Source organism: Acinetobacter sp. Z1 (assembly GCF_024296945.1).
In the GTDB taxonomy this organism is placed as follows: domain Bacteria; phylum Pseudomonadota; class Gammaproteobacteria; order Pseudomonadales; family Moraxellaceae; genus Acinetobacter; species Acinetobacter beijerinckii.
Genome location: NZ_CP101115.1, coordinates 574,866 through 598,831 on the forward strand (window position 1 = coordinate 574,866; position 23,966 = coordinate 598,831).

General features: G+C 39.5%; 26 protein-coding genes. 14 read left to right on the forward strand and 12 right to left on the reverse strand.

The window, feature by feature from the left end; translation table 11 throughout:
- The first annotated feature begins 41 nt into the window (after nucleotides 1–41).
- The 6 genes from NGC85_RS02750 (at nucleotide 42) to NGC85_RS02775 (ending at nucleotide 8,428) form a co-directional block, all read left to right on the forward strand.
- Nucleotides 42–1,847, forward strand: a complete 1,806-nt coding sequence (locus NGC85_RS02750; RefSeq protein ID WP_254804754.1) for an acyclic terpene utilization AtuA family protein — start codon at nucleotides 42–44, stop codon at nucleotides 1,845–1,847.
- Nucleotides 1,848–1,865: 18 nt separating this feature from the next.
- Nucleotides 1,866–2,753: an SDR family oxidoreductase gene (locus NGC85_RS02755; RefSeq protein WP_004950251.1), complete on the forward strand. Its 888-nt coding sequence runs from the start codon at nucleotides 1,866–1,868 to the stop codon at nucleotides 2,751–2,753.
- On the forward strand, nucleotides 2,750–4,363 hold the full coding sequence (locus NGC85_RS02760; RefSeq protein ID WP_254804755.1) for an acyl-CoA carboxylase subunit beta: 1,614 nt from the start codon (nucleotides 2,750–2,752) through the stop codon (nucleotides 4,361–4,363). The genes NGC85_RS02755 and NGC85_RS02760 overlap by 4 nt, the downstream gene beginning before the upstream one ends.
- A 101-nt stretch (nucleotides 4,364–4,464) precedes the next feature.
- Nucleotides 4,465–5,622 (forward strand): acyl-CoA dehydrogenase family protein, encoded by a 1,158-nt coding sequence (locus NGC85_RS02765; protein ID WP_254804756.1) that lies wholly within the window; start codon nucleotides 4,465–4,467, stop codon nucleotides 5,620–5,622.
- 14 nt (nucleotides 5,623–5,636) lie between these two features.
- Nucleotides 5,637–6,470: an enoyl-CoA hydratase/isomerase family protein gene (locus NGC85_RS02770; RefSeq protein ID WP_254804757.1), complete on the forward strand. Its 834-nt coding sequence runs from the start codon at nucleotides 5,637–5,639 to the stop codon at nucleotides 6,468–6,470.
- Entirely contained in the window at nucleotides 6,470–8,428 is a 1,959-nt protein-coding gene (locus NGC85_RS02775) for an acetyl/propionyl/methylcrotonyl-CoA carboxylase subunit alpha (protein ID WP_254804758.1), read from the forward strand. Before NGC85_RS02770 ends, NGC85_RS02775 begins: the two co-directional genes overlap by 1 nt.
- A 29-nt stretch (nucleotides 8,429–8,457) precedes the next feature.
- On the opposite strand, the gene NGC85_RS02780 is transcribed toward NGC85_RS02775, so the two are convergent.
- From NGC85_RS02780 to NGC85_RS02825, 10 genes are all read right to left on the reverse strand, one after another.
- Nucleotides 8,458–8,925 (reverse strand): hypothetical protein, encoded by a 468-nt coding sequence (locus tag NGC85_RS02780; protein WP_254804759.1) that lies wholly within the window; start codon nucleotides 8,923–8,925, stop codon nucleotides 8,458–8,460.
- A gap of 110 nt (nucleotides 8,926–9,035) precedes the next feature.
- Entirely contained in the window at nucleotides 9,036–9,956 is a 921-nt protein-coding gene (locus NGC85_RS02785) for a lipase chaperone (RefSeq protein WP_254804760.1), read from the reverse strand.
- 12 nt (nucleotides 9,957–9,968) lie between these two features.
- Nucleotides 9,969–11,315: a sphingomyelin phosphodiesterase gene (locus NGC85_RS02790; RefSeq protein ID WP_254804761.1), complete on the reverse strand. Its 1,347-nt coding sequence runs from the start codon at nucleotides 11,313–11,315 to the stop codon at nucleotides 9,969–9,971.
- Between the two features lie 349 nt (nucleotides 11,316–11,664).
- The gene (locus NGC85_RS02795) at nucleotides 11,665–12,084 is read right to left on the reverse strand and encodes a roadblock/LC7 domain-containing protein (RefSeq protein WP_005056043.1); all 420 of its coding nucleotides are present in this window, start codon (nucleotides 12,082–12,084) and stop codon (nucleotides 11,665–11,667) included.
- Between the two features lie 22 nt (nucleotides 12,085–12,106).
- Nucleotides 12,107–12,649, reverse strand: coding sequence for an ATP/GTP-binding protein (locus tag NGC85_RS02800; protein ID WP_005061406.1), 543 nt, complete (start codon nucleotides 12,647–12,649; stop codon nucleotides 12,107–12,109).
- 8 nt (nucleotides 12,650–12,657) lie between these two features.
- A complete protein-coding gene (locus NGC85_RS02805; RefSeq protein WP_254804762.1) occupies nucleotides 12,658–13,626 on the reverse strand; it encodes a hypothetical protein in 969 nt (322 codons plus the stop codon).
- A 164-nt stretch (nucleotides 13,627–13,790) separates the two neighbouring features.
- Nucleotides 13,791–14,150 carry a hypothetical protein gene (locus NGC85_RS02810; protein ID WP_005056037.1) on the reverse strand — a complete coding sequence of 120 codons (360 nt, stop codon included), beginning with the start codon at nucleotides 14,148–14,150 and terminating at the stop codon, nucleotides 13,791–13,793.
- 381 nt (nucleotides 14,151–14,531) lie between these two features.
- Nucleotides 14,532–15,191, reverse strand: a complete 660-nt coding sequence (locus tag NGC85_RS02815) for a hypothetical protein (RefSeq protein WP_254804763.1) — start codon at nucleotides 15,189–15,191, stop codon at nucleotides 14,532–14,534.
- A 19-nt stretch (nucleotides 15,192–15,210) separates the two neighbouring features.
- Nucleotides 15,211–15,636, reverse strand: coding sequence for a ClpXP protease specificity-enhancing factor (locus tag NGC85_RS02820; protein ID WP_005056033.1), 426 nt, complete (start codon nucleotides 15,634–15,636; stop codon nucleotides 15,211–15,213).
- A 14-nt stretch (nucleotides 15,637–15,650) separates the two neighbouring features.
- The gene (locus tag NGC85_RS02825; protein WP_005061412.1) at nucleotides 15,651–16,310 is read right to left on the reverse strand and encodes a glutathione S-transferase N-terminal domain-containing protein; all 660 of its coding nucleotides are present in this window, start codon (nucleotides 16,308–16,310) and stop codon (nucleotides 15,651–15,653) included.
- 127 nt (nucleotides 16,311–16,437) lie between these two features.
- On the opposite strand from NGC85_RS02825, the gene NGC85_RS02830 reads away from it, so the two are divergent.
- Nucleotides 16,438–16,836: a hypothetical protein gene (locus tag NGC85_RS02830; protein WP_254804764.1), complete on the forward strand. Its 399-nt coding sequence runs from the start codon at nucleotides 16,438–16,440 to the stop codon at nucleotides 16,834–16,836.
- 63 nt (nucleotides 16,837–16,899) lie between these two features.
- Here the strand turns inward: NGC85_RS02830 and rpsI are convergent, their stop codons facing one another.
- Nucleotides 16,900–17,286: a 30S ribosomal protein S9 gene (gene rpsI, locus NGC85_RS02835; protein WP_004652544.1), complete on the reverse strand. Its 387-nt coding sequence runs from the start codon at nucleotides 17,284–17,286 to the stop codon at nucleotides 16,900–16,902.
- A 12-nt stretch (nucleotides 17,287–17,298) separates the two neighbouring features.
- The gene (gene rplM / locus NGC85_RS02840) at nucleotides 17,299–17,727 is read right to left on the reverse strand and encodes a 50S ribosomal protein L13 (RefSeq protein ID WP_005056027.1); all 429 of its coding nucleotides are present in this window, start codon (nucleotides 17,725–17,727) and stop codon (nucleotides 17,299–17,301) included.
- A 266-nt stretch (nucleotides 17,728–17,993) separates the two neighbouring features.
- Between rplM and NGC85_RS02845 the strand changes: the two genes are divergently transcribed.
- The 7 genes from NGC85_RS02845 to iscX all read left to right on the forward strand — a co-directional run bounded on the left by NGC85_RS02845 (nucleotide 17,994) and on the right by iscX (nucleotide 23,872).
- The gene (locus tag NGC85_RS02845; RefSeq protein ID WP_254804765.1) at nucleotides 17,994–18,635 is read left to right on the forward strand and encodes a hypothetical protein; all 642 of its coding nucleotides are present in this window, start codon (nucleotides 17,994–17,996) and stop codon (nucleotides 18,633–18,635) included.
- A gap of 276 nt (nucleotides 18,636–18,911) precedes the next feature.
- Nucleotides 18,912–19,880: a 4-hydroxythreonine-4-phosphate dehydrogenase PdxA gene (gene pdxA / locus NGC85_RS02850; protein ID WP_254804766.1), complete on the forward strand. Its 969-nt coding sequence runs from the start codon at nucleotides 18,912–18,914 to the stop codon at nucleotides 19,878–19,880.
- A gap of 32 nt (nucleotides 19,881–19,912) precedes the next feature.
- Nucleotides 19,913–20,725, forward strand: coding sequence for a 16S rRNA (adenine(1518)-N(6)/adenine(1519)-N(6))-dimethyltransferase RsmA (gene rsmA, locus NGC85_RS02855; protein WP_254804767.1), 813 nt, complete (start codon nucleotides 19,913–19,915; stop codon nucleotides 20,723–20,725).
- The gene (locus tag NGC85_RS02860; protein ID WP_254804768.1) at nucleotides 20,725–21,564 is read left to right on the forward strand and encodes a symmetrical bis(5'-nucleosyl)-tetraphosphatase; all 840 of its coding nucleotides are present in this window, start codon (nucleotides 20,725–20,727) and stop codon (nucleotides 21,562–21,564) included. The genes rsmA and NGC85_RS02860 overlap by 1 nt, the downstream gene beginning before the upstream one ends.
- Nucleotides 21,565–21,713: 149 nt before the next feature.
- Nucleotides 21,714–23,000, forward strand: coding sequence for a glycosyltransferase family 1 protein (locus NGC85_RS02865; protein ID WP_254805534.1), 1,287 nt, complete (start codon nucleotides 21,714–21,716; stop codon nucleotides 22,998–23,000).
- Between the two features lie 25 nt (nucleotides 23,001–23,025).
- Nucleotides 23,026–23,577 carry a phosphatase PAP2 family protein gene (locus NGC85_RS02870; RefSeq protein WP_005056014.1) on the forward strand — a complete coding sequence of 184 codons (552 nt, stop codon included), beginning with the start codon at nucleotides 23,026–23,028 and terminating at the stop codon, nucleotides 23,575–23,577.
- A 94-nt stretch (nucleotides 23,578–23,671) separates the two neighbouring features.
- Nucleotides 23,672–23,872 (forward strand): Fe-S cluster assembly protein IscX, encoded by a 201-nt coding sequence (gene iscX, locus NGC85_RS02875; protein WP_005056012.1) that lies wholly within the window; start codon nucleotides 23,672–23,674, stop codon nucleotides 23,870–23,872.
- Nucleotides 23,873–23,966: the final 94 nt, after the last annotated feature.

Consider the following 23,966-nt stretch of genomic DNA (forward strand, 5'->3'; position numbering starts at 1 on the left):
TTGGTAATGTTGTGTTGTTTTTAATAATAATGAGAAAGCTCATGACAAGCGTCAAGCAGGATGACCAAAAGCTAGTAAAAATTGGATGTGCTTCAGGGTTTTGGGGCGATACCAATACAGCCGCTTTTCAGTTGGTACATCTGAGTGATATTGATTATTTAGTATTTGATTATTTGTCAGAAATTACCATGTCAATCATGGCTAAAGCAATGATGACTGATCCTAATCATGGTTATGCATTGGATTTTGTTAGTCGTGTGATGTCTCCACTGATCAATAAAATTGCTGAAAAGAAAATCAAAGTAATCAGTAATGCAGGTGGGGTGAATCCGTTAGCCTGTCGTGATGCTTTACAAAAAATCATTGATGAAAAGGGCTTAGATTTAAAAGTAGCTGTGGTACTTGGTGACGATGTATTGCCAAAGCATGCTGAATTACAGCAAAAAAATATCAAAGAAATGTTTAATGGTGAGCCTTTGCCTGCACATGTGGCGAGCAGTAATGCCTATTTAGGTGCTGTTGCTATTCGTGACGCTTTGGATTTGGGCGCGGATATTGTGATTACAGGTCGTGTAGTTGATTCGGCTGTGGTACTTGCACCGTTGTTGCATGAATACAAATGGTCATTGGACGACTATGACAAACTCGCACAAGGTTCATTGGCTGGGCATGTAATTGAATGTGGTGCTCAATGTACAGGCGGTAATTTTACTGATTGGCGTTTAGTACAAGGCTTTGACAACATGGGCTTTCCAATTGTAGAAGTCAGTGCAGATTCCTCTTTTGTTGTGACTAAACCACAAGGTACAGGTGGTTTAGTGTCGACTGCAACGGTCGCAGAGCAAATCGTTTATGAAATAGGTAATCCACAAGCCTATTTACTTCCTGATGTGACAGCTGATTTTAGCCAAGTCTATTTAGAACAAGTGGGTGATGATCGAGTTAAAGTTACAGGTGCAACAGGTCGAGCACCAACTCAACAATATAAAGTGAGTGCCACTTATGCTGATGGTTATCGTGTTTTAGTCAGTTTCTTAATCGCAGGTCGCGAAGCGCCTGAGAAAGCTCAAACCATTGCCAATGCCATTATCAATAAATGTGAGCGTGTATTGGCTTTACGTTCTGTTCCTCCATTTACAGAAAAATCGATCGAAATTTTAGGTATTGAAAGCACCTATGGGGCACATGCACGCATTAAAGAAAGTCGTGAAGTCGTGGTCAAAATTGCAGTCAAACATATGTTTAAAGAAGCGTGTATGTTCTTCGCTTCTGAAATCGCACAAGCTTCCACAGGTATGGCCCCTGCATTGGCGGGGATTGTCGGGGGGCGTCCTAAAGCTTCGGCAGTGGTGAAGCTTTTCTCTTTCTTAATTGATAAAGATCAAATCAAGGTTGAGGTCGATTTTGAGGGGCAACGTCATCCTGTTGAGATTCCAACAGGCTTAGCTACACAGAACTTTGTTCCCCATTCAACTGGTGAAGGTGCAACTTATCAAGGCGATGAAATCGAAGTGCCTTTGATTGAGATTGCTCATGCTCGTAGTGGAGATAAAGGTAACCATAGCAATATTGGTGTGATTGCGCGTAAAGCGGAATATTTGCCGTGGATTCGAGCGGCGCTCACTGAAGCAAATGTTTCAGACTATATGCAGCATGTTTTAGATCCAGAAAAGTCAAAGGTCATTCGTTATGAATTACCTGCGATGAATGCACTGAATTTTATGTTGGAAAATGCCTTAGGTGGCGGTGGGATCGCAAGTTTACGCATTGATCCCCAAGGTAAGGCTTTTGCACAGCAGTTGTTAGATATGCCAGTCAAAGTACCAGCGAAATTGTTAGAAAAATAAGTAAGGGATGTAAATCAAATGGGTTATCAATCAATTTTCAGAGCAGATGCATTTGACGACAAAGTGATTATCGTCACAGGTGGCGGCTCAGGTATTGGACGCTGTACAGCACATGAGCTGGCATCTCTGGGTGCTCAAGTTGTGATTACAGGTCGAAAAATTGAAAAGTTAGAAAAAACTGCAGCAGAAATTAGCGAAGATGGTGGAAAAGTCCATTTTATCGTTTGTGATAACCGTGATGAAGAACAAGTCAAAAGCATGATTGCTGAAGTCATTGAAAAATTTGGCAAGCTCGATGGTTTAGTGAATAACGCAGGTGGGCAATTTCCTTCGGCATTGGAAAATATTTCTGCTAATGGCTTTGATGCTGTGGTTCGCAATAACTTGCATTCTACATTCTATTTAATGCGTGAAGCATATAACCAATGGATGGCTAAACATGGGGGCAGCATCGTCAACATGACTGCAGATATGTGGGGCGGTATGCCAGGTATGGGACATTCAGGTGCAGCACGCTCAGGTGTGGATAACCTGACTAAAACGGCTTCTGTAGAATGGGGTAAATCGGGTGTGCGCGTCAATGCAGTTGCGCCAGGATGGATTATTTCATCAGGTATGGACAACTATAGTGGTGACTTTGCCAAAGTGATCATTCCGAGTTTGGCAGGTAATGTTCCGTTAAAACGTATGGGTACAGAATCTGAAATTTCTTCAGCAATTTGTTATTTGCTTTCTGATGCAGCGGCTTTTGTTTCAGGGGTAACTTTACGTATTGATGGTGCTGCATCTCAGGGAACACGCATGTATCCATTGGCAGATGCAACCAATAGCCAGTCTTTTAATGGTTTCCATCGTGCTTTTATTCCAGAAATTTTTAAAGACAAAGCTGGAGAATCAAAAGAATGACCATTCTCCAATCTGAAATTGCAGTCGGTAGTGAGCAGTATCAACAAAACCGTGAAGCTTTGTTGAATCAAATTGCGGAAGTACGTGCAGTACAGCAAAAGAGTATTGATAAATCTTATGCGGCTAAACCAAAGTTTGATAAGAAAGGCAAAATCTTGCCGCACGAACGTGTGCGCTTACTATTGGATGCGGATTCACCTTTTGTCGAGTTATGTGGCTTAGTCGGTTACAACATGCATGATGATAAAGATGGCTCAGAAGCGGGTGGTGGGATTATTGCGGGTTTGGGCTTTGTTAGTGGTGTACGATGCCTTGTCTCTGCAAGTAATAGTGCGATCAAAGGTGGCACTATGTCACCGATGGGTGTACAGAAAACCTTACGCTTACAGAAAATCGCACTTGAACAAAAACTACCGATTGTTACTTTAACGGAAAGTGGTGGGGCAAATCTTAATTATGCGGCTGAAGTATTTACCTATGGTGGTATGACCTTTGCCAATCAAGCACGGATGTCTGCGGCAGGGATTCCACAAATTTCGGTGGTACATGGTAATGCCACAGCAGGTGGAGCATATCAGCCTGGTCTGTCTGACTATGTGATCGCGGTGCGCAAACAAACCGAAATGTTACTGGCTGGTCCGCCATTGTTATTGGCTGCGACTGGTGAGGTGGCAACGGCTGAAGAGTTGGGCGGTGCTGAAATGCATACCCAAGTTTCAGGTGTAGCAGAATATTTGGCGGAAAATGATGCAGATGGAATTCGACTTGCTCGTGAGATTTTAGAGCATTTGAATTGGAAGGAACAAACCACTAGTCTAAATCAAAACTACAAAGAACCGCGTTTCGCGCCTGAAGAGTTGCTTGGCATTATTCCCAAAGATCCAAAGCAACCTTTTGATATGAAAGAAATCGTGGCGCGGATTATTGATGATTCAGACTTTTTAGAATTTAAACAAGAATATGATGCGCTTACTGTTTGTGGTTGGGCAAAAATGGGTGGGGTACATATTGGAATTATCACCAATAATGGACCAATCACACCACAAGGAGCGGTTAAAGCCGCACAGTTTATTCATCTTTGTGAACAAACCCAACGACCACTTTTATTCTTGCATAACACCACGGGTTTTATGGTCGGAACGGATGCTGAACAAAACGGCATTATTAAACATGGTTCTAAGCTGATCCAAGCGGTTGCCAATGCGACTGTACCTAAAATCTCGATCATTGTTGCTGGTTCTTATGGAGCAGGTAACTACGCCATGTGTGGACGTAGTTTATCGCCTAACTTTATCTTTGCTTGGCCAAATTCGCACGTAGCGGTGATGGGTTCAGCACAGGCAGGAAAAGTGTTGCGTATCGTGGCTGAGGGTAAACAGAAAGCTTCAGGTATGGAACCGAATCCACAGATGTTGGATTTTCTAGAACAAAGTACTTCGATGAAATTGGAACAGCAATCGACCGCTTTATTTAATACAGCAATGTTGCATGATGATGGCATTATAGATCCAAGAGATACGCGTAAAGTCCTGATCTTCTTACTACAAACCATTTATGAAGCACAACAACGTGAACTTAATCCAACACGTTTTGGTGTATCGAGATTTTAAGAAATCTCCCCTAGCCCCTCTTTTTAAAGAGGGGAACTCCTCCCTTTGAAAAGGGAGGTTGGGAGGGATTTAAGAATATTTAATGTTTAAGGAAAAAAATAATGAAATTTACCGCAGAGCATGAAGCATTACGCCGTACCGCACGTCAGTTTGTAGAAAACGAACTTAATCCGTTTATTCCCGAATGGGAAGCAGCGGGACGTTTCCCGATCCATGATGTGTTTAAGAAAATGGCAGATTTAGGTTTGCTAGGGATTTGTAAACCAGAAGAAAATGGCGGTCTGGGTTTAGATTATTCCTATAACCTTGTTGTCGCTGAAGAATTAGGGCGTGCTGCATGTGGTGGTGTGCCACTGGCGATTGGCGTGCAAACCGATATGGCGACACCTGCACTTGCTCGTTTTGGTAGCAGAGAATTAAGAGAAGAGTTTTTGAATCCTGCGATTCGCGGCGAATATGTGGCATCAATTGCAGTATCAGAAGTGCATGCAGGTTCAGACGTGGCAGCAATCAAAACCACTGCGAAAAAAGATGGTGATGATTATGTGATTAACGGCAGCAAAATGTGGATTACCAATTCACTGCAAGCGGATTTCTTTTGTTTACTTGCCAATACTTCAGATGACAAACCGCATGTCAATAAATCCATGATTATTGTGCCTGCGAAGACTGCGGGGATCAGTTTTTCAGAGCCACTGAATAAATTAGGTATGCGTTCAACGACAACTGCTCAAGTCTATTTCGATAATGTTCGAGTGCCGCAGCGTTATTTGGTTGGTGCAGAAGGCATGGGTTTTATGATGCAAATGATGCAGTTCCAAGAGGAGCGTATGTGGGCATGTGCTAATGCAGTAGGTGGTTTAGAAAAAGTCATTCAACAAACGATTGATTACGCTAAAGAACGTAGCACCTTTGGTCAGCCCTTGATTAATAATCAATATGTACATTTCCGCTTCGCCGAGTTAATGACTGAAGTTGAAGCATTAAAAGCGCTGACTTATCAAGCTTGTGAACAGCATATTGCTGGGGAAAATGTCACGATGTTGGCTTCGATGGCGAAACTCAAGTCCGGACGTCTCACTCGTGAAGTTGCTGATACCTGTCTGCAATATTGGGGCGGCAATGGCTTTATGTGGGATAACCCCGCTTCTCAACTTTATCGTGATGGTCGTCTTGGTTCAATTGGTGGTGGTGCCGATGAAATTATGCTCGGGATTATTTGCAAGTTGATGGATATTCTGCCGAAGAAACAGAAATAAGGCAGGGGAAGATCATGACACTTTCAACTTCTCTAACAGATTTACAAGTGGGTGAAAGTATCCAACTTGAACAACAGGGCAGTATTTTAACGATTTGGCTTAATCGACCTGAAAGCCGCAATGCCATGAGTCTCAATATGGTCAATGCGATTCAACAAGTCTTTACCCACATTGCAGATGATGTATCGATTCGTGCTGTGATTTTACGTGGCAAAGGCGGACATTTCTGCGCAGGCGGTGACATTAAAGATATGGCAGCACTCCGTGTAGAGGCGGCAAATGTGGGTAGCTTACAGCCTTATGTCGATTTTAACCGTCGTTTCGGTGCCATGATTGAACAAGTTGATCAAGCGCCACAAACCGTGGTTGCGGTATTAGAAGGTGCGGTATTAGGTGGCGGTTTTGGCTTGGCTTGTGTTTCTGATGTCGCGATTAGTCGCGATACGGCACAGTTTGGCTTACCTGAAACAGGCTTAGGTGTTTTGCCAGCGCAAATTGCACCTTTTGTAGTGAAACGCATTGGATTAACACAAGCGCGTCGTTTGGCATTGTTAGGTTCTCGTTTCAATGGTGAGACTGCCCAGAAGTTAGGTGTAGTACATGATGTAGTGCATGATGAAAATGAACTAGAGCAGTTACTGAGCGATACCGTTCAACAAATCAAACGTGCTGCACCATTGGCTTCTCGCAATACTAAAGCTTTATTACATCGTACTTTGAATGAACCTTTAGATTCTCTACTCGATGATGCTGCACAGCAATTTGCGCAAGCTGTCGGTGGAGTAGAAGGTCAAGAAGGTACGATGGCATTTATTCAAAAACGTTTACCAACTTGGACTGAGCAATAATGAAATTTTCAAAAGTTTTAGTCGCAAATCGTGGTGAAATCGCAGTTCGAGTGATGCAAACAGCGAAAGCGATGGGCTATCAGACAGTTGCTGTATATTCAGATGCAGATACTAATGCACGCCATGTACAAGTGGCTGATGAAGCTGTATACATTGGTGCTTCTAAAGTCTCTGAGTCTTATTTATCGATCACCAATATTATCGAAGCCTGCAAAAAGACTGGTGCCGATGCTGTTCATCCTGGTTATGGATTTTTATCTGAAAATACCGATTTCGCCCAAGCTTGTAGTGATCATGGCATCACTTTTATTGGTCCAAATGCCGCTGCGATTCATTTGATGGGTAGTAAGCGCTTGTCAAAAATTGCCATGATTGAGGCGGGCGTACCTTGTGTACCGGGTTATGAAGGTGATCGACAAGATATCGAATATTTAGCTGAACAAGCAGAAAAAATTGGTTTCCCCTTGATGGTGAAGGCATCTGCTGGTGGTGGTGGGCGTGGTATGCGTTTGGTTCACCAATCTGTTGATTTACTCGAAGCTTTAAAAACAGCGCGTTCAGAAGCCGAAAATGCATTTGGTTCAGGTGAGTTGATTATTGAAAAAGCAGTGATTGCACCTCGTCATGTGGAAATTCAAGTGTTTGGTGATACGCATGGCAATTACGTTTATCTATTTGAACGAGACTGTTCAATTCAGCGCCGTCATCAGAAAGTAGTCGAAGAAGCACCTTGTCCCGTGATGACACCTGAATTACGTCAGCAAATGGGCGAGGCTGCTGTTGCTGCCGCCAAAGCTTGTGACTATATCGGAGCAGGTACGGTTGAATTCTTACTTGATCAATCAGGTGAGTTTTATTTCCTTGAAATGAATACCCGTTTACAGGTTGAGCATCCTGTAACAGAAATGATCACGGGCCTCGATTTAGTTGAATGGCAACTACGTGTCGCAAATGGTGAAACTTTACCTCTACAGCAGCATGAACTTACTTTAAATGGACATGCGATCGAAGTGAGGTTATATGCGGAAGATCCACGTCAGGATTTCTTGCCTCAAACTGGAAAAGTGCTCAGTTGGAAACCTGCAGGCTCTGATGGAATGTTACCAAATGTTCGGATTGATCATGGTATGTTAGAACAGGGTGAAATTAGCCCGTTTTATGATCCAATGGTGGCGAAGATAATTGCTTATGGTAAAACTCGTCAGGATGCGATTCGTCTGTTAGCACGTGCAGTAGATGATTGTGTGCTACTGGGTGTGAACAGTAATAAACAGTTTTTGGTGAATTTATTACGTCATCCAATTGTCGTGGCAGGTGATACCAATATTGCATTTATCCAGCAGCATTTTCAGGATGATGTGAGCCTACATCAACAAGTTCCAAGCATTGAAAGTCTAGCGATTGCAGCAACATTATTCGCACAACACAAGGCTTCAAAAACGGCATGGCAAACAGGTATTGCAACGCCGCTACCATTAAAGTTGAAATGTGCAGATCAACAACTGTCACTACAAGTTGAGATGGATCAGCAGCAAGTCACCGTGCGATTATGTGATCAACACTGTACGATTCAGGTCGTGGAAATAACTGATACTCAGATCATCTATAACGTTGATGGTGTGCGCCGTAAATTGAGTTATGTACTTGACCAAAATCAGCTTTATTTAGATACAGCGAATGGTAATCTCATCATAGAGAATAGCACTTACGCAGAACCTGAAGCGGTTGAAGCCATCGGCGATGGGAAGATTCGAGCACCAATGGATGGCGCCATTGTAAATCTACTGGTCAACGCTGGTGATACCGTTAGCAAAGGTCAAACTTTGTTGATCTTGGAAGCTATGAAAATCCAGCAACAGATTAAATCTGATGTGGATGGTGTCGTTGATGAGCTGATTGGTCAAGTCGGTCAACAAGTGAAAAAACGACAATTGTTATTAAATGTCGCAGTTGCATAAAGCCTATTAGTTAAAAAGCTAGGTTAGACCTAGCTTTTTAATAGTTTTTCTACAGCATTGAGTGAACTTCTCGAATTTCCCTTTAATTCTTGTGTTGCAAACTCAGCCAAAGCTTGTTCATGCGCCAATAAATATTGCAGAAAAGTTTGAGTCTGAGCATCGGCGTGTTGATTCATTCTCTCAAACGTTTCCATAAAAGGTTTTGTACCTTGTTTAAGTAAATGCATTGCAACTTTCCACGGAAGCCTTGCCATTGCAATTCCTGACGCTTTGGCTTGTAGTTTGATATGAGGTCGTATCTTTGCGGTATGACCATTTTGAATCAGAAAATTTTGTAACTTATGCAAAGTTTGAGTTTCTAATTGAGCCAAGACATTCCATTTATATTGTTGTTCAGTCGAGCGGGTATGCTTTGCTGCATTCAGAAAAACCAATTCACCTAAGATTTCAGATTCTAGTGCGGTATTTAAGTCATGTTGCAGTTTTGGGTAATTCATTCCATTGATTTCCAAAAAGAAGCTTTTCGTGAGTTTTACTTTTACCTCAGTATAGGTGAAAAAATTAGATGCTGAAATAGTCGCCATCTGTATATCAGATGGCATCACAATTAAGGAAACAGATTCGATCGTAAACTTTCAAGACGTTGTTGATACTGCTTTTGCCACTCAGTTTCGGAAAGCTGAGACTTAAGCGGTTGCATTTCTTGTTGCAGTTGTTTGAGTGCCTGTTGATATTGATCTACTTTCTGTTGCTGCTGTTGTTCACGTTGTTGCTTAAATTGCAGGTCTAATTGCTCTTCTTGTGTGAGATAGCGTTGTTGTAACTCTTGTTTTAGACGTTGAGTTTCAGCAGTCGGTTGTTTCTCATCAAGTAGCTGAACAGCTTGTTCATAACGAGCCAAATTATCTTCTTGATCCATTAATCGAGGATATTCTTGTTGAAGTGTTTCTAATGCAGCCAATCGTTGTTCGGGACTCAATTTTGTATTTTGTTTAAGTTCTGCATAAGCAAAACGATAATCCGCATATTCACGTTCTTGTCCAAAACCTAAAGCCGCTTCGTCTTTGCCTAGCATCTGTTCTCTAAGTTTCCAGATTGCATCAAAGCGTTCTTTGGGGGATAGCGCCGTTGATAATACTGTACTTTGCATTTGCTGTTCATATTGCGGCATACGCTTCAATAAATTTTGCACAGTTTGAGCGAATTTTTGATCAGGATAGGCATTAAGTGCTTTTGTTAATGCAGCATTGCAGTCATCTAAATGGCAACTTGCTCGGTATTGATTTAAAAACTGGTTAATATTGCCTGGATTTTTTTGTAAAGCCTGTAACTGAGTCTGTAATGATTGCTGCAATATTTCATCCTTACTTCTGTTTTGCATATCATCTGAATTAGACACAGTGTGATTGGATGACTGTTCATTTTTGGTTTGTTGCGTAGCAGCGGAAGAGGCAGTGCTCTTCCAAACTGCAAATGCAATTAAGACCAATAGAACAATAAGGCATGTGATCCATAGTCTTTTATTCATAATACTTCCTACTTAGGGACCGTAGTTAAAATGTCCCATCACAGGGAAGTGATCTGATAAATCCCAAGTCATATAAAGCGGATCTGCAGTAGAACGTAAAATACGAACATCATTGCGAGATTGAATAGGCTGACGATGTGTATTTGAAGAAACCACATAATCTAAATATTCAACCGTTGTTCCACCTGAACCTGCTGCTCCAGCGAGTTTATTCACACGAGGATCAAAAGTCGAAGCGGTGTAGCCAGTGCTTATCGGTGCGGTTGCATTCAGGTTGTTTAACATATCTTGATAGTCTTGCGGCCATAAGAATTTATTTACATTAAAATCACCACCCATCAAAACAGCATCAAAATTCGGAATATTTTGTTGATTGACCAACTGACGAATTTGCTGAAATTGAACCTGACGTAAAGCACGCGCTTCAGTTGTATCAAATGAAGCGGTATGCGTTGAAGTTACATGATAGGCTTTACCATTTTTAATGATTTCAGCATATAAGACCCCTTTATCTGCAAAACAATCTGTGCCTGTACAGTCTGGATAAATCATTTGTGCTGTTTTCACAATTGGATAGCGACTAACAATCACTAAACCACTATCAAATAAGTTATAACCTGATCCCACTGGAATATGTGTTTGATACGGATATTGTTGAGCCAATTGATTCAACATACCTGTACGGGATGAAGCAAATGCTTCTTGCATCAAAATTACATCATAACCTTTTACGTGATTTGGCAGTTCAGCCAAGCGTTCACTGATCTTGCTCGCGACCATAGGCAAAGCATAGATATTATAAGTCAGTACTTTTAATTCATCAGCATTACTTGAAACTGGTTCTTGAACTGTATTTTGATGAATGGTGTAGTGAAAATCATCATATCCACCCGTATATTCTGCTTTTACAGCTGCTTGAGCTGCTAAACCGCCATAATTCGTATTTAATCGATAGACACTGCGATCTGAATACCAAGGAGAAGTTGCTGTCGCAGTCTGAATACCATGTTTAATATTACTGCCAGTCCAAGTGCCTGTCATCGTTTGTTTCAAGGTTACTTGTGAACCACCGCTACTGACGATCGTATCAAAATTATAGGTTTGTCCAGATTTTATTCCAGAGTAACGATTCATTCGTAATACACGTTTGGTTTCATATGGACCGATTTGTGTGGCTTCTTGAGCCCATTGATTACCTTGCTGCAATATTTGGCTACCTGTTTGGTTAACCTGAATAGATACAGTCTGCGGTGTTGTATTGGTTACAAATACATAAGAATCTGCTAGTGCATTTTGACTGGCAAAACCGCCGATCAATAACGCCACCCCTGCGCCTAGTTTTAAGCTATTCAGCTTCATTTTTATCTCCATAGTGCTTAATTATTCATGAACAAAAGCCAATCAAGAAAGGTTGTAATTATTCATTAATGAAAATTTTTTGATTGATGTTTGTTCGAAAACTATAATAATGAAAAAATGTTGCTAAATCATTTAAATTTAATGTCATTCATCTGATCTATTAAAAACAATGAGTTAAGAGGAAATTATTTGTGCCTGAAACAACTTTAAATGATGTGATAAAAAATTGGTTAATTATGAATATAGTTCATATTCATAAACGAAAATTGAAAAGTAACATATAAAACGATAGAAATAAAAAAACTGATAAGTGGGTGACACCTATCAGTTTTTAGTAAAGAGATTAGTTTTAGGCTTGGTCAGCGTCTACAATTGCCGCACTTGCTTGCTTTAGGCTATATAGAAGTTGCCCTAACAGGACATCTTTATTACTTAATGTCACCATGACCATTGGATGATGAGGGGCGGGTATCGACGTTAAAATGGCTTTGCCATTCTCAGCATCAAAGGTAATACTTTGACAGCCAGTGAGTTGAATCTCATTTAGGAAAGCACTCACCATCGCTAAAATTGAGCTACTCACCGCAGCTAACTTAGTACTGTTATAAGGGTTCTTTTTATAAATAGAAGCAAGCTCAAATCCATCTGTCGAGCAAAGCATGATGTAATCAATACCACGAATATTGGTTAATATTTCGCTTGCTTGAGCTTTTGCCAAATGAATCAGTTCTTTTGGCGCGGTACGTTGTTGGCTTGGAATACTGAACATAATTCTTCTCTTTATAAAGTGATTAATTTGTTGCTCGTAAATTTACTTCTAAGGCTGCAATCAGCGATTCAACCATAAGTAAAATATGTTCTTGTTTGCGCGCATCGATAAAAAACAATGGATATTGATATTCATTTTGAATCAGCCAATCACGATAAATCGAAGTAGATTGGGCTTTATTTTCATCAATATGCGTGATACCAATCGAGATATTTTTTGTATAATCTTTAAATGTATCTAAATATCCTTCCAGCTCTTCAAGTGCAACTTTGCTATTGTGATCGACCAAAATAATTGCACCAAGAGCGCCCTGACAAATCACAGGCCAAATAAAATCAAAGCGCGCTTGACCAGGTGTTCCGTAAAGTCCAATTTTGGCACCGTCATCTAATGTAATTTCGCCATAATCAATACCAACTGTTGTTTGCATTTTATTATGGGCTTGGCTATCTGTATTAAAGGCTTCAGTAGCAAGGACAGGAACTTCAGAAAGTGATCTAATCGCTTCCGTCTTACCTGCACCCATACTGCCAGCAAATACAATTTTATATTGTTGAAGAATCATAAAAATCCTTAAAGCCCAAATCGACGTCTAATCTTGCCGAAAAATTTATTTAAAAAACCTTGTTGTTCAGCAGTCTGCTCAGTCGCCTGTGTTTTTAGATAATGGCATTCTGATGCAGAAATAATGCCTCCGTTATTGGAAATAATGCAGGCTGAAATAAATTGTTGAACCGTTTCAATAGGAAGTTTCAATTGTGTTGCTACTTGTGAGAGTTGAGCTCCTTGTATAAAACATGCAGAGAGTAAAAGTGTAATTTTTCGATCTGTGCTTTGAGTCGGTTGAGGCCAGTACTCAATTTTGTAATATTCATTTTCGTTTGGTGCTAACTTTTGAAACTCAAGTGAATGCCAAAAAAGATTCCATAACCAATCTTGTAAGTCGTATTCGATCTTACGAGAGACTTTTGTAAAATCGAAAGTAGTCGCAAATTCATAATTAAAACTATGATTGGTTTGCGTAATCGTGCGTGTAGGTTCCAACCATGCAATTTGGCTGCGTGTATCAATGACGGCCAAAGTACCATGGTCATCAAATAGATGAAGCCGCGCATTTTCTGGATTTAACATCTCATTTAAAAACTTTGCATTCACGGCATTGTGTGTCGATTGGATTTCTACTTTGGGCTGCTGTGATTGTTGTTGAGTGAGATAACTTAAAAGTCTAAGTTGAATCCAATTTTTTAAAGCATCTGTTTGTTGAAATGGTAGATAAAGTGTATTGTTTTCTTCGATATTGCACGCACCTTGTCCTTTAGATACTTTTAAACAAGGTAGTTGCTTTGTTTCTATAATACGTTGGATACCTTCAGTATCAAAAAAATTTTCATTTATTAATAACAAGTCTATATTAGGATCGGCAATATTAATCCAATTAATGCCAAATTCATTCGGTATTGTTTTTCTAAGTTCTATTTTTAATTCATCTGAAACTTTTAAACTTATACCTGAAATTGCGATATTAATGCAATGTCCATTCATAGTATCACTTTAATATTTTATAAAATATTGGACTGCACAAAATTAGTCTAAAATAATAAAGACTAATAATAGGCTCTTGCATTATTTTAACTTTATTTATTTTTATAAATAAAATTAAAATAAATACATAAAGCCTAATATATTAGAAGTCTTACCTGTGCTGGTTAAGCAAAGTCTAACTCTTTCTCAAACGTTTTGAGTTCATGGCGAGACATTGCTAGGTTTGACTTAGAGCGATCCAATACTAAATAAAGGAATAGATTGCCATTGCTTTCGAGTGGACGAATTAGGTGGTATGCCTTACCGAGAGTGATTAAAATATCTTCAATATCATCATTTAATTTTAAAGAGTTTGCAACACGGCGTTTTGCTCGAACAACTTCGGTATTACCTGCTGCAGCTAATTCTAAATCGATTCCGCCCCCACCTTGAGTTGCTAACGCTAAACCACTTTCTGTGTCTACTAATGCCGCTGCAACGAAACCATCAATATTTGTTAAGCTTTCTAATGAAATTTTAGCCATGATATTATCTCTACTAATGCATCTTTGTTTATGAATTTATATTGGCTACTTTTGTTTAGATTAGTTTTCAAAAGCAGTTAATATCATTATAGGAAAGTCTTTTATTAAATCAATAATACTTTTAAATTATTAAAATCACAGGAATGAAAATAATTGACAATTTTTGTCAATAAAACAAATTAAAATATTAAATAAGGATAATATTTTTATTTTAGTGTGATGTGATTGGCATTAATTTTTGATATGATTAATATTATTTGATTGTAAATAAATGTAAATTATATTGATTAAAATCTGTAAAATTATTGTTTAATAAATTTAAAATTTTCTTAAGTTTATGATAAAGAAGAATAAAAATCCTTCTTTATCATTGTTTAAATATTATCCCGCAATAAGTTGACTATATGAACAATATAAAAATATTAGAATGACCAATGCGATAATTGGCGAAAATATGTATGACCAAGAGGGTGGTGTGATGATTTGCTGTTGATCATCAGTTGCATGCTGAAGAGGTTGAGCTTGTTGATGTACCAGCTGATTAAATTCCTGCATCGTGACTTCTAAAGATGTTTCAGGTTGCTCGATTGGTTTTGAACCAATCAGTTCGATGAGTTGATTGGTGGACCATACCCAATCTTCTGCTTGACCCGAGAGATGTTCGATCTGCCCAATAAGCAACTCACCCATGCCTGTCTGACCAAAACTACCCGTTTGATCTAATTGATTTAATTCAGTAAATTGTAAAGTGATGACTTCAGAAATACTAGACTCAAGTTCAGTAGCACTTAGCTTCGATTGGTTAGATTTAGAGGTGGTGAGGTGGCGAGCAATTTCTTGCACATAAAGTGGATCAGATGCTTTAATTTCTTGATAAAGTTTTTGAGGATTTTGTTTCCATAAGCTAATCAGTTGTCCTAGAGAAAGGACATTTACTTCATCAATAAAATTAATTTTCTCTTTGGTTGAGTATTTATTGAAAAGCTGCGGTTTCTGAATTTTGATTTGTTCAGAAAAATATTGCACTAAATCAAATGCCATAGATCATATCCTCATTTTTTTAATCTAAAATTCTTAAAGAAGGCTTTTTCTTACTTGGTTTTGCTTCTTGTTGTGTTTCAGTTTCGCTTGTATTTGCTTCAACGTGAACATCTGCATATTCACTTGGTTCAAAGAATAGACCTTGACCATTCTCTCTTGCATAAATTCCTAATACCGCACTGATAGGAATATAAATATCTTTAGATACACCACCAAATCTTGCCGAAAAACTAATCGACTCATTACTCATCTGAAGTTGATGAACTGCATGTGGTGCAAGATTTAATACAATTTGTCCATCTTTAACAAATTGCTGAGGCACTTCAGTGTAAGGTTGAGTTGCGTCAACCAGTAAATAGGGCGTAAGTTGGTTGTCGCAAATCCATTCATAAATGGCACGAGCAAGATAGGGGCGAGTGGGTGTGAAGGTCGTTTGCTCAGACATAATGTATAAACTAACTAAATCATTGAAATTAATTCATTGTAGCTGTTTTTTTCTTGTGCTGTCATTGATTTAATAAAAGATGGTCGGTTAAAGATACGATGACAATACAAGAAAATAGGACGACAGTGTTGTTGTGGAAGATCAATTCCCATGCTTTTTAGGCGTATGAAAATAGGGGCTAACATACAATCTAAAATAGAAAATGTTTCTGACATGAAAAAAGGAAAGTGTTGAAATAAGGGTGTGAGCGAAATGAGAGTATCTCTCAGTTCTTTTTGAGCTTTTTGCTTTTGCTTTAGATCTAAACTATCAGAGTGTCTAAGCATTTGATCGGCAAGCTTGAACCAGTCTTGCTCAAATCTCCAAATATATTGACGTTGTTCGGCTCTCGCCATAGGTGCATCTGCATATAGCTTATTTTGACGATAACGATCATCTAAATATTCAGCGATGACATTACTTGAAAATAGTTTTAAGTTTTGTTCAATCAACATTGGTAGTTGATTATAAGGATTAAGATCGGCTAAATCCTCATCTTCATGGTCAGTAATAATCAATTGATATTTGATTTGTTTTTCAGCAAGTAAAAAACGAATCCAATGTGAGCGGAAATCATCTGCATGACTATAAAGCGTAATGCCTTGAACAGGGGTTGGGGGATTTTCTAAAGACATAAGTCCAAAAAATTATGGTTGACTGTTTAGAATACTAAAATTAACGTTGGAAAGCACTTAAAGCTGAACAATATGATTGTTACAGAATAGATTTATGATCCAATAAGCTCAAAGAGAGATAAATAGTATGAAGCAATATTACTTTGCTGCAATCTTTAGTGCGGTATTGTTGGGTGGTTGCAGCAGCTCACCTGCTGTCTCGAATCAATTGAGTGTTGGCTCTTTACGAGAGAGCGATGCAGCTACAGATGTTACGATTGCTGTGGACGCTGATCAGGACGGCTCACACTATGGTGGAATAAAAAGCCAGTATGTGGTCAAAGGCTGTAAAGTGACGATTTACAATGACGGACCAATTCAGATGGTCAATGAAAAAACTGATCAACCTTGTAATGCACCAATCCGAAAAGATCACCAATTTTCTAAGACTACTCGAACTTATCAAGAAAATGGATGCACAGTGACTGAATCGGTTGCTGCTGATGGCTTAAGTGATGCGGTGATCGATTGTTCTAAAAAGAAGTAATGAAAATTAGGCAATAAAAAACCTCGGATAAATCCGAGGTTTTTTGTCCAATTCGTAAAACGATTAACGTTTAGAGAATTGAGGACGTTTACGAGCTTTACGTAAACCAAGTTTCTTACGTTCAACTTCACGAGCATCACGAGTAACGAAACCAGCTTGACGAAGAGCAGGTTTTAAAGTTTCGTCAGAAGCGATCAACGCACGAGTAATACCGTGACGAATTGCACCAGCTTGACCGCCGATACCACCACCTTTAACAGTGATATAAAGGTCAAATTTTTCAGTAACTTCTAGAAGCTCTAAAGGCTGACGCACAACCATACGAGCAGTTTCACGACCGAAATATTGCTCAAGTGTACGGTTGTTGATTACGAGTTTACCAGTACCAGCTGACAAGAAAACACGTGCAGTTGCGGTCTTACGGCGACCTGTACCATAATTAGTAGCCATGTGCTGTATCCCTTAGATGTCCAAAACTTGTGGCTGTTGAGCAGTATGAGGATGCTCAGTACCAGCGTACACTTTCATTTTTTTGATCATTGCATAACCAAGAGGACCTTTTGGTAACATACCTTTAACTGCTTTTTCTAAAACAGCTTCAGGTTTGTGAGCAATTAACTTCTCGAAGTTAGTCTCACGGATACCACCAGGGAAACCAGTATGGCGATAATATTTTTTATCAAGCGCTTTTTTACCAGTCACTTGAACTTGCTCAGCATTGATAACAACGATGTAATCACCAGTGTCAACGTGAGGAGTATAAGAAGTTTTGTGCTTACCGCGTAAACGACGAGCGATTTCAGTCGCAAGGCGACCTAAAGTTTTGCCAGAAGCATCAACAACATACCAGTCATGTTGAACTTCAGCTGGCTTAGCGCTGAGAGTTTTCATTTAAACCACTACCTATTATAGTTGGTTTGGACGGTGAAATCTGTCCAAACAAAAGGAGACCGAATTCTACATTAGTTTGAAAATTCACACAAGAAAAAATCATTCCGCACAACATAATTTGTGCGAATGTGACCGATTTGGTAACTATACCGACCTTTATTAGACGCTACATTTTTTGGCTTGAGTGGCTTAGGTATTTAACCTATTATTTTGTATTAATTAATTGAAATAAATAGAAGTATTTACCTCTTCTCTTGGGGAATTTGATGAAGTTGTCGTTTTCTACAAAAATAGTTGTAGTTAGCTTTTTAATAGCTGTTTGTTCTACGCAAACAAATGCACGACGCTTATATAAATGGGTAGATAATACCAGTGTTACCAATTATTCTGAGTTTAAACCGAAAGAAGGGACCAGCCGTAAGTTGGAAGTATTGGAAAGCCGAGGTGATGATCACGTTGATCCTGCGATGGCGGTGACAGCACAAATGAAACCGATTGAAATTCCGCTTGATCAAACGAATACCCAGGTTCAGCCTGCGAATACAATAGCCCAACCTGCTCCTCAGCCAGCAACCCAAACAGTTGTTAAACAAGGCGCAATTGCGGCACCTTATACACGACCAATAACGACAGCTGCTAGCAATATACCGACAACTGAAAAGAAAGAAGTCCAACCAACGCAACAAGTTCAGGTTATAGAAAAGAAAGATGTCGCAAATCCTTTTGTTGAAAAAGCAGCAAGTGCAGTTGCAACGATTGAGAAAAAAGAAGAAGTTATAGTTGTGGCTCAGACTGAGAAAAAGGTTCAACCTAAAATCAATCCTTGGACGCGAAAAGTTGAGTTTGTTCCCTCAAATTTAGTGCCGCAGAACCTACCAAAAACATCAACTTCTGCTGATAAGAATTAAAGTAGTTAATTGAATGTTGGATTTTAGATGAATGTCCTAGTGTTTGACCTTGTAGCTCTTTTACTTCTTAAAGTAGCGCGTTAGGCTGGAGTTCGTCATCGTAAATATAATTCATAGCAGTTCTTAATGTAGGCATCTGACTGTTTGAGGTTTTATTTTATACATTCGGCTTTCTACATCTTTATAATTTTCATCAACCCAATTCGTAAAATAAAAGAGGCAGAAATAGATTCTTTGGGTAAACTATTGACTAGAAACCAATGGGAATAATCATTTATGTTGCCCCTATACGTCACTTCAGGTGAACCTGCTGGAATTGGACCTGATATTTGTCTTAGTTTGGCTGAGCGTATCGATGAGCGTCCCATTGTTATTTTGGCGGATTTAGAATTACTAAAACAACGTGCTGACCAATTAGGTATGACCGTTGAACTTATTTCGTATCAAGGACAACAAGAGTCGAGTGTTTCTGGGCAACTTTTTATTGAGCACGTACCTTTAGCTCATTCTGTTGCTTTAGGGCAATTAGATTCTGCGAATGCAGCCTATGTATTAGAACAATTACGTCGTTCAGCTGATTATGCGATGTCTGGTCAAAGTGTCGGTGTGGCAACCGCACCTGTGCAGAAATCGATTATTAATGAGGCAGGCATTGCATTTAGTGGGCATACGGAATATTACCAAGAGTTTGCTGGTATTGATCGCGTGGTTATGATGTTAGCAACGAAAAGTTTGCGTGTTGCCTTGGTGACGACGCACTTACCTTTACGCGACGTGCCTAATGCAATTACAAAAGAGCGTCTACACCAAGTGATTGATATTCTAATTCACGATTTGAAAACAAAATTTAAAATCACAGAACCTCATATTTTAGTTTGTGGTTTAAATCCGCATGCAGGTGAAGATGGTTATTTAGGTCGCGAAGAAATTGATGTGATTAATCCTGTGTTAGAAACCTATCGAGCACACGGTGTTAAAATGAGTTTAAGCCTACCTGCGGATACTTTATTTACCTCTGAAAATTTAAGCAATGCAGATGCAGTTTTAGCGATGTATCACGATCAAGGTCTACCTGTGTTAAAATCACAAGGCTTTGGCGAAGCAGTAAACATTACATTAGGCTTGCCATTTATTCGAACCTCTGTCGATCATGGTACGGCACTTTCTCTTGCAGGCACTGGACAGGCAAAAGCATCAAGTTTGCATGTTGCAGTGGATTTAGCACTTGATTTAGCTCGTCAATGATGAGCAAGTAAATTATTCACGTTGGAATTATTATGTATCAAATTAATGCCCTAAACCCTAAAGATGAAGGGCATCAGGCTCGAAAACGTTTTGGTCAAAACTTTTTACATGATCAACGTGTGATTGCCAAAATTGTACGTTCTGTAAATCCACGTACAGGCGAAAATATTGTTGAAATTGGTCCTGGTTTGGCAGCGCTTACATCACCGTTAATCGGTGAGTGTGATGCTCTGACTGTCGTTGAGCTTGACCGAGATTTAGCCGCAGGTTTACCGGGGCGTGTGCCTCATCCTGAGCGTCTCACGATTATTGAAGCTGATGCATTGAAATATGATTTCACTGAATTGTTTCAAGAGGATCGGCCATTACGTGTTGTTGGTAATTTGCCTTATAACATTTCAACGCCGTTACTATTCCATCTCTTAGAATTTGGCGACAAAGTCAAAGATATGCACTTCATGTTGCAAAAAGAAGTGGTTGATCGCATTACTGCTGTACCGAATACCAAAGAGTATGGGCGTTTATCGGTGATGATTCAGTATTATTGTAAACCAACATTTTTGTTTGAAGTGCCACCGGGTTCGTTTAATCCACCACCTAAAGTGACTTCAGCGGTTTTTCGTTTAGAGCCTTACGCAATTAAACCGATTGTAGCAAAAAATGAAAAAGCTTTGGCGCGTCTGGTTGGGCACGTGTTTACCCAACGTCGTAAGACCTTGCGCAATAGCTTGAAAGGTATGTTGCTCGAAGACGGCTTTGAAAAAGCAGGTGTCGATCCAATGGCTCGTCCAGAAACACTGAGCTTGGCTGATTTTGTCGCCCTTTCTGATCAGATGGTGGCTTGATGTCTAAGCGCTATAATTATGTGATTGGTGATGTGCAAGGCTGTTTTGAAGCACTGAAAACGTTGCTAAAAGAAATTCGTTTTGATCCTGACCAAGACTTTTTATGGTTTGCTGGTGACTTAGTTGCTCGTGGTGAAAACTCGGTTGGTGCATTACGGTTTGTAAAAAAGCTAGCGGATCGTGGTGCTGCCGCAACTGTATTAGGCAATCATGATCTAACGCTGATTGCTTGTGCGCGTGGTTTTAAAAAAGTCAAAGATAAAGATCGTACACAAGAGATTATTGATGCGATTGATGGCGATGAATTGATTGATTGGTTGCGTAAACAACCTTTAAGTGTCTGTCCAAATCAGTCAACCTTGATCACCCATGCTGGAGTGCCCTGTATTTGGTCGGTTGAGAAAACCATCGCATTGGCCAAAGAGGTGCAAGATGCTGTCGGACATGATGATTTGTCAGTATTAGATGCTTTTCTTGCAGAAATGTATGGTGAGCAACCTGATCTATGGTCGGATGATTTAAAGAGCGTAGCGCGTTTGCGTTGTATTACCAATTACTTGACTCGGATGCGTTTAACCGATGCAGAAGGGTGTTTGGAATTTGATTTTAAAGATGCGCTTGATGCACCTATGCCTGATGGATTCAAACCTTGGTTTGAGTTTGAAAGCCAAGCAGCACGAACCCATCAATTGATTTTTGGACATTGGGCGGCTTTGCAGGGTAAAACCATTAGCTCTCAAATTCAAAATGTTGATGGTGGCTGTGTTTGGGGGCAGCAGCTTGTGGCTCTACGCTTAGAAGATCAGCAAATTTTTGCTGTGGATAATCCTTTAAGTTGATAATTTAACTTTTCTTGATGCCCTTTTTTTCTATAAATGGGCATTTTTTAATTATGATTGTAAAAAAACTGTCATAAACTGATCATTAAAGTGTCAAATAATATTTATAAGCTTAAAGCATGAAAATAACGACACAAATGAGTGGCGATATGCAAAGTACATACGCGACATCTCAATTAAAGCAAGAACAGTTTCCAGAAAATTTTAAATTTTACTTTAAAAGGAAACAACTCCAAAACAAACAAGATGAACTATCTCAGCTTCGTGATCTTGTTCGTCCGCGCCTAAGAATTGCAATTGTCACTGAGACATGGCCACCAGAAATTAATGGTGTTGCACTGTCGATGATGCAGTTATGCCAAGGCTTACAGAGACTTGGGCATAAGATTTTATTAGTACGACCTATACAAAAAGCAGTTTGTACCGAATTTCATCCAGAACAAGAATGTTTAGTAATGTCTCAGCCGATTCCTAAATATCCAAGTGTTCAGTTCGGTTGGCCGCAATATCTCAAAGTTTCCAAAGCATTTGAGAAATTTTCTCCCGATGTAGTGCATATTGTGACTGAAGGGCCATTGGGTTTAACTGCGTTACAAGCTGCAAAATCAAAGAAAATAGCAGTTTCGAGTGGTTTTCATTCGGCTTTTCAAGATTTTAGTCGATTTTTTGATTTGGCTTTTTTAGTCAAACCGATTCAGCGTTATTTAACTTGGTTTCATAACAGTACCGATGTGACTTGTGTGCCGAGCCAATATACAGAACAAGCACTACGTGGATTTGGCGTGACCTGTCCATTAGTTGTGGTAGGAAGGGGCGTGGATACGAGTAAGTTTTCACCTAAACATCGGTCACAACAACTCCGTCAACAATGGGGTGTTGATACTGATACACGTGTGATGTTGTACGTCGGGCGTTTATCACCAGAAAAAGAAGTCGATGTGTTAATTAAAAGTTTCCATGCTTGGCAAGCACAGCAAGGTACCAATACTAAATTTGTGATTGTAGGTGATGGGCCTGATCGTGCGCGTCTTGGCAAATTGACGACTTCAAAAGATGTCATCTTTACAGGTAGCTTAAGTGGTACTGATCTTTCTGCTGTCTATGCAAGCGCAGATGTTTTTGCTTTCGCCAGTCAGGCCGACACGTTTGGAAATGTGGTGCTCGAAGCGATTGCCAGTGGGTTGCCAGTGGTCGCTTATGATTATGTCTGCGCACATCAGCATGTAAAACAAGATGTCACGGGCTGGTTAAGTCCTCTTGGACAAACTGCCGATTTAATCCAATCTATTTGTGATTTGCCTGCTCTCCCGCAATTAAGACAAATGGGTTTGCTTGCAAGTGAAAGTGTACAAGAGACCAGTTGGCAATTTCCTGTACAACAATTAGAACAAGCACTTTATCAGGTAGCGAAGGAATCAGTTATGAACTCTACCTAAAGTATCCTCAGAAAGGAGAAAAAGTATGAAATTTCAAAATGCAAAAATAAAAATGCTCGACCTCGATTTAAAAGGGTGTGTATACCTGAATCATCTCTCCCAGTCTCAACGCATTGCCTTGTTTTTTAAAACGATTAGTCGTTTAGGTGATGGGCCATTTTGGTACGTCATGCTATTGACCGTATTAGCGGTACAAGGTCTGACTTACGGTTTGCAAATCTTATATTTGCTTGTTGCTGGTTCTGTCGGAACACTCATTTATAAATTTTTAAAACACAAAACCACACGACCAAGACCGTATCAAGTTCATCAAGTCATCGTCTTAGGTGAGCGTCCTCTGGATCACTTTAGTTTTCCTTCAGGACATACGTTGCATGCCGTGATGGTGACAATCACGCTCGGTTATATTCAACCACTTTTACTTATCTTGATGTTACCGTTTACAGTGCTTGTGGCACTTTCACGTATGATTCTAGGCTTGCATTATCCAAGTGATGTGATTGTTGGTGCGGTAATCGGGGCATCTGTTGCAAGTGGTATTATCTTGCTGGCGCCAAGCTTTAATATTCTACTATAAAAAAGATTCACTATAATTTAGCTACAGTACTATTTCTTAAAGCTTACGATTTGCTAAAGTACGCTCAATAAGATCTTTATATATAGGTATTAATATGGGCTTACGTTGGACAGATACGATTGATATTGCGATTGAACTTACTGAAGCGCATCCCGATGTAGACCCTCAATGGATTCGATTTACCGATTTACACGCTTGGGTGTGTGCATTACCTGACTTTAATGATGACCCAACAAAATCGACTGAAGGCTTGTTGGAAGCCATCCAAATGGCGTGGTTGGATGAAGTTCGTTAAAAATTCGTCAGAAAAGACATAAGTTTTACAGATTCAAGCTGCTTATTACCGATGACATCGGTATAATGCGGCAAATTTTTTTAGTTTAAACCAT